At 72.5% G+C, this 11,539-nt stretch carries 12 protein-coding genes; 6 read left to right on the top strand and 6 right to left on the bottom strand.

Features of this window, described 5'->3' with window-relative positions:
• Positions 1 to 67 precede the first annotated feature (67 nt).
• Positions 68 to 634: a NifU family protein gene (locus RGI145_RS18560; protein WP_027282142.1), complete on the top strand. Its 567-nt coding sequence runs from the start codon at positions 68 to 70 to the stop codon at positions 632 to 634.
• A gap of 44 nt (positions 635 to 678) precedes the next feature.
• Here RGI145_RS18560 and RGI145_RS18555 read toward each other — a convergent pair whose 3' ends face one another.
• The 3 genes from RGI145_RS18555 to RGI145_RS18545 form a co-directional block, all read right to left on the bottom strand.
• Positions 679 to 1,656: a quinone oxidoreductase family protein gene (locus RGI145_RS18555; protein WP_075799543.1), complete on the bottom strand. Its 978-nt coding sequence runs from the start codon at positions 1,654 to 1,656 to the stop codon at positions 679 to 681.
• Positions 1,653 to 2,117, bottom strand: coding sequence for a methylated-DNA--[protein]-cysteine S-methyltransferase (locus tag RGI145_RS18550; protein WP_075799542.1), 465 nt, complete (start codon positions 2,115 to 2,117; stop codon positions 1,653 to 1,655). Before RGI145_RS18550 ends, RGI145_RS18555 begins: the two co-directional genes overlap by 4 nt.
• A 262-nt stretch (positions 2,118 to 2,379) precedes the next feature.
• Complete coding sequence (locus tag RGI145_RS18545) at positions 2,380 to 4,404, bottom strand: thioredoxin domain-containing protein (protein ID WP_075799541.1); 2,025 nt, start codon at positions 4,402 to 4,404, stop codon at positions 2,380 to 2,382.
• 313 nt (positions 4,405 to 4,717) lie between these two features.
• Here RGI145_RS18545 and mnmE point away from each other — a divergent pair, with 313 nt between their 5' ends.
• The gene (mnmE, locus tag RGI145_RS18540) at positions 4,718 to 6,031 is read left to right on the top strand and encodes a tRNA uridine-5-carboxymethylaminomethyl(34) synthesis GTPase MnmE (RefSeq protein ID WP_075799540.1); all 1,314 of its coding nucleotides are present in this window, start codon (positions 4,718 to 4,720) and stop codon (positions 6,029 to 6,031) included.
• Positions 6,032 to 6,250: 219 nt separating this feature from the next.
• Positions 6,251 to 6,718, top strand: a complete 468-nt coding sequence (locus RGI145_RS18535; RefSeq protein ID WP_075799539.1) for a universal stress protein — start codon at positions 6,251 to 6,253, stop codon at positions 6,716 to 6,718.
• Positions 6,719 to 6,772: 54 nt separating this feature from the next.
• Here RGI145_RS18535 and secB read toward each other — a convergent pair whose 3' ends face one another.
• Together secB and RGI145_RS18525 are read right to left on the bottom strand one after the other, a co-directional pair.
• Positions 6,773 to 7,264: a protein-export chaperone SecB gene (secB, locus tag RGI145_RS18530; protein ID WP_075799538.1), complete on the bottom strand. Its 492-nt coding sequence runs from the start codon at positions 7,262 to 7,264 to the stop codon at positions 6,773 to 6,775.
• Between the two features lie 148 nt (positions 7,265 to 7,412).
• Entirely contained in the window at positions 7,413 to 8,114 is a 702-nt protein-coding gene (locus RGI145_RS18525; protein WP_075799537.1) for a YggS family pyridoxal phosphate-dependent enzyme, read from the bottom strand.
• Here RGI145_RS18525 and RGI145_RS18520 point away from each other — a divergent pair.
• The 3 genes from RGI145_RS18520 to RGI145_RS18510 all read left to right on the top strand — a co-directional run bounded on the left by RGI145_RS18520 (position 8,113) and on the right by RGI145_RS18510 (position 10,978).
• On the top strand, positions 8,113 to 8,817 hold the full coding sequence (locus tag RGI145_RS18520) for a thiamine phosphate synthase (protein WP_083670938.1): 705 nt from the start codon (positions 8,113 to 8,115) through the stop codon (positions 8,815 to 8,817). The two genes, RGI145_RS18525 and RGI145_RS18520, sit on opposite strands and share 2 nt — an antisense overlap.
• Positions 8,818 to 8,953: 136 nt before the next feature.
• On the top strand, positions 8,954 to 10,306 hold the full coding sequence (locus RGI145_RS18515) for a porin (protein WP_075799536.1): 1,353 nt from the start codon (positions 8,954 to 8,956) through the stop codon (positions 10,304 to 10,306).
• 138 nt (positions 10,307 to 10,444) lie between these two features.
• On the top strand, positions 10,445 to 10,978 hold the full coding sequence (locus tag RGI145_RS18510; RefSeq protein WP_075799535.1) for a DUF3576 domain-containing protein: 534 nt from the start codon (positions 10,445 to 10,447) through the stop codon (positions 10,976 to 10,978).
• Positions 10,979 to 11,160: 182 nt separating this feature from the next.
• On the opposite strand, the gene RGI145_RS18505 is transcribed toward RGI145_RS18510, so the two are convergent.
• Entirely contained in the window at positions 11,161 to 11,538 is a 378-nt protein-coding gene (locus RGI145_RS18505) for a hypothetical protein (protein WP_075799534.1), read from the bottom strand.
• Position 11,539: the final 1 nt, after the last annotated feature.

Here is an 11,539-nt window from a genome sequence, read left to right as displayed (position 1 = left end):
CGCGGAGAATCCATGTTGCACCGGGCGGCGGACGGGACCACATGCCGCGCGAAGGGAATCCGCCGCCATGTTCATCGAGACCGAATCCACCCCCAATCCCGCCACGCTGAAGTTCCTGCCGGGGCAGGATGTGATGGGCGCGCGGGGCACCGCCGACTTCCCCGATGCGGAGCAGGCGGCCCGTTCCCCGCTGGCGGAGCGGCTCTTCCGGCTGGAGGGCGTGGCGCGGGTCTTCCTCGGCGCCGATTTCGTGACCGTCACCAAGGACGAGGACACCGACTGGCAGAGCCTGCGCCCGCAGGTGCTGGGCGCGCTGATGGAGCACCTGATGGCCGGCCGCCCGATCCTGGCCGGCGAGCCCGCCGAGGCCATCGAGGAGGAGGACACCGACCCCGCCGATGCCGAGGTGGTGGCCCAGATCAAGGAACTGCTGGACACCCGCGTCCGTCCGGCGGTGGCCGGCGATGGCGGCGACATCGTGTTCCGCGGCTTCCGCGACGGCATCGTGCGCCTGCACATGCAGGGCGCGTGCTCCGGCTGCCCATCCTCCCGCGCCACGCTGAAGCACGGCGTCGAGACGATGCTGCGGCACTATGTGCCGGAGGTCGTGGCGGTGGAGCAGGTCGAGGCCTGACCCACCCCCGTCCCGGCCCTTGACCCGGGGGCCGGGTCCGGCGCTCAGCCGGGAATGAAGACGGTGCTTCCCATGGTGCGGCGGGCTTCCAGCGCGCGATGCGCCTCTGCCGCGTCGTGCAGCGGCCAGTGCTGGTTCACCACGATCTCGACCTTGCCGGTTTCCACCGCGCCGAAGAGGCTTTCCGCGCTGGCCACCATATCGGCCCGCTTGGCGGTGTAGGTCGCCAGCGTCGGCCGCGTCAGGAAGAGCGAACCCTTGGCCGCCAGCAGGCCGGGATCGACCGGCGGCACGGGGCCGGAGGCATTGCCGTAGGTGACCATGGTGCCGAGCGGCGCCAGGCAGTCCAGCGAGGCCATGAAGGTGTCCTTGCCGACGCTGTCATAGACGACCGGCAGCATCGCACCGCCGGTGATCTCCTTCACCCGCTGCGGCAGGTCCTCGCCCGGCAGGATCACGTGCGACGCGCCATGCCCCCGGGCGAGCTCGGCCTTTTCCGGCGTGCTGACCGTGCCGATCACGGTGCAGCCCAGGGCCTTGGCCCATTGGCAGAGGATCAGCCCGACCCCGCCCGCCGCGGCATGGACCAGGATGGTCTGCCCGGCCTTCACCGGGAAGGTCCGGTGCAGCAGGTATTGCGCCGTCATGCCCTGGAGCATCATCGCCGCGGCGGTCTCGTCCGCGATCGCCGGCGGCAGCTTCACCAGCAGGTCGGCCCGCACCACGCGGGCCTCGGAATAGGCGCCGATCGGGCCGGTGCCATAGGCGACGCGGTCGCCGGGGGCCACCTCGGTCACGCCTTCGCCCACCGCCTCGACCACGCCCGCGGCCTCCATGCCGATCACCGCCGGCAGGCTGGGCGCCTTGTAGAGGCCGGTGCGGAAATAGACGTCGATATAGTTCAGCCCGACGGCGGTGTGGCGCACCAGCGCCTCGCCGGGCTTGGGCGCGGGCAGCGGGACCTCTTCCCAGAGCATCTTCTCGGGGCCGCCATATTCATGGATGCGGATGGCATGGTTCATGGGAGGAGTTCCTGAACGAAGGCGGCTTCGAGACGGAGGAGGTAGCGCTTGGTCTCCGCGCCGCCCTCGCCGGAATAGCCGCCGAGCCGGCCGCTGGCGGCGACCACACGGTGGCAGGGGATGATGATCGGAATCGGATTGGCGCCGCAGGCCATGCCCACCGCCCGGGCGGAGGAGCCGAGGGCCTTGGCGATCTCGCCATAGGTGGCGGTGCGGCCGGGCGGGATCTCCCGCATGGCCTGCCAGACGCGTTTCTGGAAATCCGTGCCATAGGGGGAGAGCGGCAGGCGGAAATCGCTCCGCTTGCCGTCGAACCAGTCATGGAGCTGTTCCCGCGCCTCGGCCAGCACGGGTGTCACGGCCTGGTCCCTGCCGCGCCCCCAATCGAGGGCGACGATCTGGCCGTCCTCTTCCGACACGGTGAGCTCGCCGAGGGGCGAGTGAAGCGTGAGTTGCGGCATGTCGGGCGGATTGGCCCTCTCCTGCCCGCGATCGTCAAGCTCCCTGGCCGGGATGGCCGTGGAGCGGGGCCGCGCGCGGGTGGAATCGGGCCGGTTCGTTCGCGTGGCCCGGGCAGGGATGGCCGCTGCCGGGTCCGTCGCCGCGAGGCAGGCCCGGCCCTGGCGCGCCGGCCGGGTGCCCTTCCTGCCGGTGGGCCGAGGCCGGCCCAGGGGTGGCATGACGGTGCGGGGGCCGTCCCGGCCCGGCGCGGCGGGCAGGGGATCAGGCCTGGTGCAGCCGCGCGACCAGCGCCGCCACCTCCGTCACCGGCAGGCCGCAGCGCCCGGCGGCGCAGAGATAGGCGGCGGCCTCGCCCTCCACCATGCCCTTGCCGGCGGCGGGGTGGCCGGGCGGCAGGGCTTCCGGTTCCGGGGCGCGCAGCACCACCGTGGCCGGGTCCGGCGCCCGCAGCGCGGCGCGCAGCAGGGGCTGCACTGCGCCCGGCGGCCCCGCCACGACCACGCTGCGGCCGGAGACCAGCAGGTCCGCCGCGCCCAGCAGGGTCGGCATGGCGGTCACGCCGCCTTCTAGCCCGGTGAAGGCCGAGGCGGTGGCCTCCGCCCGCCGGGCCCAGCGGTCCTCCCCGGTCAGGTGGAAGAGCCGGGCCTGGACCTCGGCCAGCATGCCGTTGCCGTTCGGGCTAGGTCCGTCGCCCGCGCTGCGGGTCCGGTAGGGGACATCGGTGGCATCCCCGGCACTGCTGAAATAGGCCCCGTCCGGCGCGGCGAAGTGACGCTCGGCCGCCTCGGCCCAGCCGGCGGCGCGGTCGAGGAAGCCGGTCTCGCCCGTCGCCTCGTGCAGCGCCAGCGCGGCGCGGGCCATGGCGGCATGGTCCTCCAGCAGCCCGGTGGCGCCGGCCTGGCCGTCCTTCCAGGAATGGAGCAGCCGCCCATCCGGTGCCGCGAGGTCCCGCGCCACCGCTTCGAAGACCCGGCGGGCGAGGTCCAGCCAGTCTGGCCTGTCGAAGACCAGGGCGGCGCGCACCAGGCCGGAGACCATCAGCCCGTTCCAGTCGGCCAGCACCTTGTCGTCCCGCCCCGGGCGCACCCGCGCCGCGCGGGCCTCCAGCAGCCGGGCGCGGGCCTCGGCCAGGGCTTCCTCCTGGTCCTCGGGCAAGGGGTCGGGATGGGCGGAGCGGTTCAGCACCACCTTGCCCTCCCAGTTGCCCTCGCTGCCGACGTCATAGACCTCGCGGAACAGCGCGGCCTCCTCGCCCAGCACGGCGTTCACCTCGGCGGCGGCCCAGACATAGAAGCGGCCTTCCTCGCCCTCGCTGTCAGCGTCCAGCGCGGCGGTATAGGCGCCGTTGGGGGCCACCATCTCGCGCTCCAGCCAGCCGACCAGCTCCTCCGCGCGGATGGCGTAGAGGGCGTCCGGCTGCTGCGCATAGGCCAGCGCCAGGAGTTCCAGGAGCTGGGCGTTGTCGTAGAGCATCTTTTCGAAATGCGGCACGAGCCAGACGCCATCGACGGCATAGCGGGCATAGCCGCCGCCGAGATGATCCCAGATCCCGCCCTGGCTCATCCGCCGCAGCAGGAGATGCACGGCCCCGGCGCAGTCCGGGCGCTCCAGCCGCTGCGTCATCTGCAGCAGGAAGCGGAAGATCGGCGCGTTGGGGAATTTCGGCGCCCCGCGCAGCCCTCCCTGCACCGGGTCCTGGATGCCCATCAGCGCCTCGGTCACGCGCCCGAGCAGATCCCGGTCTGGCAGGGCGCCGGGATGGCTGGCGGCGAGCTGCGCCAGCCCCTGGCTCAGCGCGGTGGTGTTCTGGGCGATCTTCTCCGGCTCCCGCGCATAGGTGGCGGCCACGCCGCGCAGCACCTGACGGAAGGAGGGGCGGCCCCAACGCGGCTCGGGCGGGAAATAGGTGCCGCCCCAGAAGGGCTCGCCCGCCGGCGTTAGGAACATGGTCAGCGGCCAGCCGCCCTGCTCCCCCAGCAGGTGAAGCGCGTTCATGTAGGCGGCGTCGATGTCGGGCCGTTCCTCCCGGTCCACCTTCACGTTGACGAAGAGCTGGTTCATCAGCGCCGCCGTCTCGGGGTCCTCGAAGGATTCATGGGCCATCACGTGGCACCAGTGGCAGGCGGCATAGCCCACCGAGAGCAGGATCGGCCGCCCTGTCGCCCGTGCCTCCGCCAGCGCCGCCGCCCCCCAGGGCCGCCAGTGCACGGGGTTCCCCGCATGCTGGAGCAGATAGGGGCTGGCCTCGTGGCTCAGCAGGTTCTCGCTCGGATAGGTCTGGCCCATGCCAGCGCACCTAAGGTGCCCCCACCCTCCCCACCAGGGGGTTCGCCGAGGTTTCGGGCCGGGGCCAGAGGGGCTCTGCCCCTCTGGACACCCCGCCCAGGGACGTTAGTCCCTGGGAACCCTGTGAGCGCTCCGCGAGGAGGGGGCTTCGACCGCCGTTGCGCCATCTGGCGACCGGTGTCCCGATCCCCCTCCTCGCGGAGCGCTCATGGCGGGGTCTCGGGGGGATACTATCCCCCTGAGCGGAGGGTCCGGGAGGCAGAGCCTCCCGGTTCCCAGGCCAGATCCTCGACGAGCAACCCCTGGGGAAGTCATGAGCACGGCGGACACGATCTTTGCGCTGGCGACGGGGGCCGGGCGCTCGGCGGTGGCGGTGCTGCGGCTGTCGGGGCCGGGCTGCGGGGCGGTGCTGGACCGGCTGGCCGGGCGGCGGCCGGCGGCGCGGATGGCCACGCTGCGGACGCTGCGGGACGCGGCGGGGGCGGCGCTGGACCGGGCGCTGGTGCTGTGGTTCCCGGGTCCGCGCTCCTACACGGGCGAGGATGCGGCGGAGCTGCACCTGCATGGCGGGCGGGCCGTGGTGGCGGCGGTGTCGGAGGCGCTGGTGGCGGCCGGGGCGCGGGTGGCGGAGCCCGGGGAGTTCACCCGGCGGGCCTTCCTGCACGGGAAGCTGGACCTGACCGAGGCCGAGGGCATCGCCGACCTGATCGAGGCGGAGACCGAGGCGCAGCGGCGCCAGGCGCTGCGCCAGACGGAGGGCGCCCTGTCGCGGGAGGCGCGGGGCTGGGCGGAGCGGCTGACGCGGCTGCTGGCGCAGCAGGAGGCGGCGCTGGAATTCGCCGAGGAAGGGCTGCCCTCCGACCTGGACGAGGTGGTGCGGGCGGGGGCCGGGGCGTTGCGGGCGGAGATCGCCGCGGCGCTGGCGGATGGCGGGCGTGGCGAGCGTCTGCGCGAGGGGCTGGACGTGGCGATCCTGGGTGCGCCGAACGTGGGCAAGTCCTCGCTGCTGAACGCGCTGACGGGGCGGGAAGCGGCCATCGTCTCGGCCCGGGCGGGCACCACGCGGGATGTGGTGGAGGCGCGCTTCGACCTGGCGGGGGTGCCGGCGACGCTGGCGGACACGGCCGGGCTGCGCGAGGGAGCCGACGAGATCGAGGCCGAGGGCATCCGCCGTGCGCACCGGCGGGGGGAGGAGGCCGATATCGTGCTGGCCGTCTTCGCGGCTGACACCGCGCCGGATGCCGAGACGCTGGCCCTGCTGGCGCGGCGGGACTGCGTGGTGGTGGCCAACCGCTGCGACCTCGCGGAGCCGGCGGCGGATTACGCGGGGCTGGCGCCGCTGCGGGTCTCGGCCCGGACCGGGGCGGGGCTGGCGGCGTTGCGGGCGCGGCTGGAGGAGGAGGCGGAGCGGCGGGCCGGCGGCGCCGCGCTGCTGACCCGCCCGCGCCACCGCGCCGCGCTGGAGGAGGTGGCGCGGCATCTGGCCGAGGCGGAGGCCGCGCCCGTGCCGGAACTGGCCTCCGAGGGGCTGCGCGCCGCGTCGCTGGCCCTGGGGCGCCTCACGGGCCGGGTGGGCGTCGAGCAGGTGCTGGATGTCGTCTTCGGCAGCTTCTGCATCGGGAAGTGACCCCAGGAGAACTGACCCAGGGGAAGTGACCGGGATGCCTGCATTCCGGGGAGGCGGGCGCGGGCATGGCGTGCGTCGCGGCCTTCCCTATAATCCTGGCCTTCCGGAAGGCCGTGATGGCAGGCTGCGGGGGATGGGGCCCGGCCTTGCCCCCTGTCCGGGGATCGCTGACCACACCGCCGCGCGGATCGCCGCGATGCGGATTCCGGGAGAACTGGCTTGCCGAGCGACCGCGTCTTTCTCGTCGTCGTGGATGACAGCCCGGAACGGGTGCTGGCGATGCGCTATGCCTGCCTGCGGGTGAAGAAATCCGGCGGGCGGGTGGCCCTGCTGCGGGTGACGGAGCCCGTGGGCCTGCAGGAATGGGCCGGCGTCGGCCAGTTGCTGCAGCAGGAGCGGCGGGAGGAGGCGGAGCAGATGCTGTCCGCCCTGGCCGCCGAGGTGCAGGAGATCACCGACGGGCTGCCGCTGATCATCATCCGGGAGGGCGACCTGATCGAGGAGGTGCTGGGCCTCATCGAGAGCGACCCGCGCATCTCGATCCTGGTGCTGGCCGCTTCGGCCTCCGGCGGCAATCCCGGGCCGCTGGTCACGGCGATGACCAGCCGCCATTCCCACCGGCTGCGCTGCCCCGTCACCATCGTGCCGGGCGGCATGAGCTACGAGGAGCTTGATCGGGTGACGTGACCGGGGGGGGGGCGCGACGGGGAGGGCTGGCCCTCCCCGACGGCCCGCCGGGGCTCAGGCGTTGCCGACGGGCGGCTGGCCGGCCTGGGCGCGGCGCGACTGCCACAGCGCCACGAAGTCGATCGGCGTCAGAAGCACGGGCATGAACCCGCCCTCGCGCGTCGCATCGGCCAGGACGTTGCGGGCGAAGGGAAAGAGCAGGCGCGGGCATTCCACCAGCAGCACCGGCTCCAGGCTTTCCTGCGGCACGTTGACGGTGAAGATGCCGCAATAGACCAGCTCGGCGATGAAGGCCGTGGTTTCGCCCGACTTGGCGTCGCAGCGGATCTGCAGCGAGACCTCGAAGGTGTTGCCGTCCTGCTGCAGCGGCCGCGCCTGCACGTCCAGGCCGATATCGATGCGCGGCTGCTCGCGCAGCTGGGTGAAGACCTCCGGCGCCCCCGGCACCTCGAAGGACAGGTCCTTCACGTATTGCAGGTTGACGACCAGGGGAGCCGGCGGCGCGTTGGCGTCGCCGGGAATGGCGGGCTGGATCGGATCGGACATGGCAAACCTGCAATCGGCTGAGAGATGTGAAGCGGCGGGTAGCATGGGCGCCCCGCCATCGGAAGGCGAATGCGATGGAACGCCCTCGCCATTCGCGTGCCCCAGGGGATGGGGAAAGGGATGGGGAAGGACGCGCGCCGGCCCTGTATCAGGCGGCGGGGTAGGGCCGGTGGCCGAAGATGGCGGTCCCGACCCGGACATGGGTGGCGCCCTGGGCGATGGCCAGCGGGAAATCGCCGCTCATGCCCATGGAAAGCCGCGTCAGCCCGTGGCGGGCCGCCAGATCGGCCAGGAAGGCGAAATGCGGCACGGGATCCTCCCCGGCCGGGGGGATGCACATCAGGCCGGAGATGACGAGGCCGTATTCGTCCCGGCAGGCGCGCAGGAAATCCCCGGCCTCCGCGCGGGCGATGCCGGATTTCTGCGGCTCCTCCCCGGTGTTCACCTGTACCAGCAGCTCCGGCTGGCGGCCTTCCTTCGCCATGGCGGCAGCCAGGGCCTCGGCGAGCTTGGGCCGGTCCAGGCTTTCGATCACATCCGCCACCCGCACCGCGTCGCGGGCCTTGTTGGTCTGCAGCCCGCCGATGATGTGCAGGCGGAGTTCCGGATGGGCCGGGCGCAGGGCCGGGAACTTGCCCTGGGCCTCCTGCACCCGGTTCTCGCCGAAGACGGTCTGGCCGGCCGCCAGGGCCTGGACCACGCTTTCCGCCGGATGTGTCTTGGAGACCGCGACCAGTTGCACCGAGTCGGGGGAGCGGCCGGCCCGGGCGCAGGCTTCGGCGATCTCGGCCCTCACCCGGGCCAGGGCGGCCGGGATGGAGGCATCAGCGAGGGAGGAGGCGTCGCTCATGGAGGGGAGGGATAAACGCCCGCGCCCGAAGAAGATAGCCGCGGAGGAGACCGTCATCGCGGCGCGCCGGTTCCGGCCGCCCCCGGGGCGGGACGGCCTGCCCCGGCTCTGGCTGGTTTCCGATGCCCGGCGCCTGCCTGACCCGCGCGAGGCCGCCTGCGGCCTGCCGCGCGGCACGGCGGTGCTGGCGCGCGACGTGGCACCAGAGCTGCTGCCCGCCCTGGCGAGGCTCTGCCGCGCGCGGGGGCTGGTGCTGATGCTGGCGGGGGACGGGCGCGCGGCACTGCGGCTGCGGGCGGGGCTGCACCTGCCGGACCGCCGGCCCGCCACGGGGCTGTTGCCCTATCTCCTGGCACGGCGGCGGGACCCGCGCCGGTGGCGGCTGAGCCGGGCGGCGCATGGGCGCTCCGGCCTGGCCCGCGCCCGGCGACTCGGGGCGGACGGCGTGTTGCTCTCCCCTGCCTTCCCCACGGCCAGCCATCCGGGCGCCCCGGCGCTGGGGCCGTTGCGCTGGGCGGCGCTGGCCCGGCGTGCCGCCAGCGGCGCCGTTGCGCTGGGTGGCGTGGATTCCCGCAGCGCCCGGCGCCTTCCCGCCTGGGCCTGTGGCATCGCGGCCCTGGAGGGGCTGTTGCCCGCCAGTCACAGTGTTTCGCAGAAGTCGCGCCCCCGTGATCCGGGCCATTGCCCCTTCCGAATGGCCTGAACCATAGTCCGCCCGGGCCTGGCTCCACGCCGGGTGCATCGCTGTGGTGCGCCGAACGAGGAGCTCCCTGTCAGGGGGGCAGGCGGGCTGAAGGGATCGCTGGGCAGTACGGCCCATGCGCGTGAGGAGGGATTTGATGCGTAAGCTTCTTCTGGGGAGCACGGCCGTTGCCGCCGCTGCTCTGTTCGCCCCGCAGGGCGCTCTGGCGCAGGGTGCCGACCCGTTCCTGCCGCCCGGCCCGCCGATGGTGTCCCACCGCGCCCTTGAAGTGCGCGTCGGCGGTTATTTCCGCTTCAACTACAACTTCACCGAGCAGGGTCAGAACAGCGCCAACAAGGACAGCGGCGCTGGCGTCCCGACGGCCGGTTCCGCCACGACGGGGGCCACCTCCGCGCGTATCGGCAAGTCCGACTTCTCTTCTGATGCCGAGATCCACATCGTCGCCAACGGCAAGGCCACCAACGGCCTGCGTTACGGCGTCGCGATCGAGCTGCAGGTCGACAACAACGACGGCCGCTACACGCCCTACTCCGGTGCGCGTGTGAGCAACTCGAAGACGATGGTCGACACCGATGAGATGTGGATGTACGTGGCCGGCGACTTCGGCCAGGTCCGCTTCGGTGACGAAGACACCGCCTGGAACCTGATGAGCGTCGGTCACGTCGCCAACTTCGGTTCGGGCGGCGCCGACGGTGACTGGTTCGACAGCGTGACCGCGACGCACCGCGCCGCGACGATGTTCACCTCCGACCCGGGCGACAACACCAAGATCATCTACCTGTCGCCGCAGTTCTACGGCTTCGACGTCGGCGCCTCCTTCGCCTTCAACCAGGGCGAGGGCGAGGACACGGGCTGCGTCCTGTCCACCGTGACCGGCGACTGCGACCGCGCGAACGCCTTCTCCGGCGGCTCGCCGAAGCGTCGCAACGAGGTGTTCGGCATCGCCCGCTGGCGCGGTTCCTTCGGCGGCGTCGGCCTCCAGGCCGCCATCGGCGGCATGACCGCGGACGCGACGAAGGGCCAGCAGGTCATCAACGCCGGTGTCGTGAGCAACGCCGTCTCGTCCAAGCCGATGTGGATGGGCTATGGCGGCCTGCAGGCGACCGCCTACGGCTTCACGCTCGGCGGCGAGTACTACTGGGGCCAGGCGAACGCCACCTATGCGCCGCTGGTCCGCGGTGCGGTCGATACGCGCAACATGGGCCAGGTCTTCGCCGGTGCATCCTACACCTGGGGCCCGGTCACGGTCGGCGCGAACTACTACGACCTGCAGACCGCCGGTGCCCAGGCCGTCGGGGCTGGCCGGCGCGAGCTGGTCTGGTCGGTCGGCGCGACCTATGTCGTGGCCCCTGGCCTGACCATCGTGACCGACTACTCGGACATCTACCGCAAGGAAGCCGGCTACAACTTCATCGCCGGTTCGCCGGGGGCCGCCAACAACAAGGTGACCTCGAAGGTCTTCATCCTGGGTACCCGCATCGCCTTCTGATCGCGGTTTCTATCCAGTGCAGAAGGGGCGGCGGATCGATCCGCCGCCCTTTTTGTATCCGCCGCCATGATTTCTTCGCGGCGCACCCGCTTTTTCCCCTCTTGCAAGTGGCGCGCTGGCTTCTACTGTGCGCCCGCCATGCCAAAGACACGCCTCGCTCTGCTGCTGCTGCCCATCCTGGTGGGGGCCTGTTCCCAGTCCCGCCAAGTGGGCAACGACGAATATACGGATGACAGCCGGCGCGCCCGTGTCCAGGGACGTCTGGGCGGCTCCGACGGAATCCTGCTGTTCGGCACCGACCGCAGCAACCGCGACGGCGCGGGCGGCGACCAGTCCGGCACCGGGCTTGGCGTGAACGCCTATCTGTGGCGTGCCGCGCTGGACACCCTGTCCTTCATGCCGCTTTCCTCGGCCGATCCCTTCGGCGGGGTGATCATCACCGACTGGTACACGCCGAGCGCCGCCAACGGGGAGCGCTTCCGGGCCACGGCCTATATCCTGGGCCGGCAGCTCCGTTCCGACGGCGTCCGGGTTTCGGTCTTCCGCCAGGAGCTGCACAACGGCACCTGGCAGGATGCTCCCGTGTCCAGCGCGACCAGCGCGGAGCTGGAGGACAAGGTCCTCGCCCGGGCGAGGGAACTCCGCAGCGGGCAGGCGACCGCCGCGCGCTGAGCTTCGGGCCGCGCAGCCGGTTCCACGAAAAAGGCCTTTCCCCACCGGGGAAAGGCCTTTCTTTCGAGTGTATCCCGGAGGCATGCCGACGTGTATCGGGACCGGCCTCCGGCCGGTGCTGGAAAAGCTAGGGCCGCCCGGACGGGGTCTCCCCAAGGGAGCCCCCTCAGGCGGCCGCGCCGTTACCAGTAGCCGGGGCCGCGGACCACATAGCCGGCGGGCGGCGGCGCATAGACCGGCGCCGGGCGGTACACCACGGGCGGCGGCTGATAGACCACGGGCGGCGGCGCGTATTCGTACACGACCGGCGGCGGGGGCGGCGCGTAATAGACGCGGGGCGGCGGGGGTGGGGCCGCCTGCGTGGCCAGCCCGAGGGCGAGGCCGCCCAGGACACCGGCCCCCAGGCCCAGGGCGAGCGCGCCACCAGGACCGGGGCCATGATGGCGGTGGTAGCCGCCACCCGGTCCCCAATAGGGCTGGGCCTCGGCCGGGGCTGCGGCGACGGCGCCCAGAGACAGGGCGGTCATCGCGGCCAGACTGATCTTGGTGATGCGGCGCATG

The sequence above is a fragment of the Roseomonas gilardii genome, from assembly GCF_001941945.1.
Lineage (GTDB): Bacteria > Pseudomonadota > Alphaproteobacteria > Acetobacterales > Acetobacteraceae > Roseomonas.
Note: the sequence above shows the minus strand (reverse complement) of the source record. Positions and strands in the feature narration are given on the sequence as shown.

Bases quoted from the DNA above. Each gene is read 5' to 3' on its own strand.
- RGI145_RS18545 (WP_075799541.1), bottom strand. From the start codon at position 4,404: ATGGGCCAGACCTATCCGAGCGAGAACCTGCTGAGCCACGAGGCCAGC.
- RGI145_RS18515 (WP_075799536.1), top strand. From the start codon at position 8,954: ATGCGTAAGCTTCTTCTGGGGAGCACGGCCGTTGCCGCCGCTGCTCTG.
- RGI145_RS18510 (WP_075799535.1), top strand. From the start codon at position 10,445: ATGCCAAAGACACGCCTCGCTCTGCTGCTGCTGCCCATCCTGGTGGGG.
- mnmE (WP_075799540.1), top strand. From the start codon at position 4,718: ATGAGCACGGCGGACACGATCTTTGCGCTGGCGACGGGGGCCGGGCGC.
- RGI145_RS18525 (WP_075799537.1), bottom strand. From the start codon at position 8,114: ATGAGCGACGCCTCCTCCCTCGCTGATGCCTCCATCCCGGCCGCCCTG.
- RGI145_RS18550 (WP_075799542.1), bottom strand. From the start codon at position 2,117: ATGCCGCAACTCACGCTTCACTCGCCCCTCGGCGAGCTCACCGTGTCG.
- RGI145_RS18560 (WP_027282142.1), top strand. From the start codon at position 68: ATGTTCATCGAGACCGAATCCACCCCCAATCCCGCCACGCTGAAGTTC.
- RGI145_RS18520 (WP_083670938.1), top strand. From the start codon at position 8,113: ATGGAGGGGAGGGATAAACGCCCGCGCCCGAAGAAGATAGCCGCGGAG.
- RGI145_RS18555 (WP_075799543.1), bottom strand. From the start codon at position 1,656: ATGAACCATGCCATCCGCATCCATGAATATGGCGGCCCCGAGAAGATG.
- secB (WP_075799538.1), bottom strand. From the start codon at position 7,264: ATGTCCGATCCGATCCAGCCCGCCATTCCCGGCGACGCCAACGCGCCG.
- RGI145_RS18505 (WP_075799534.1), bottom strand. From the start codon at position 11,538: ATGCGCCGCATCACCAAGATCAGTCTGGCCGCGATGACCGCCCTGTCT.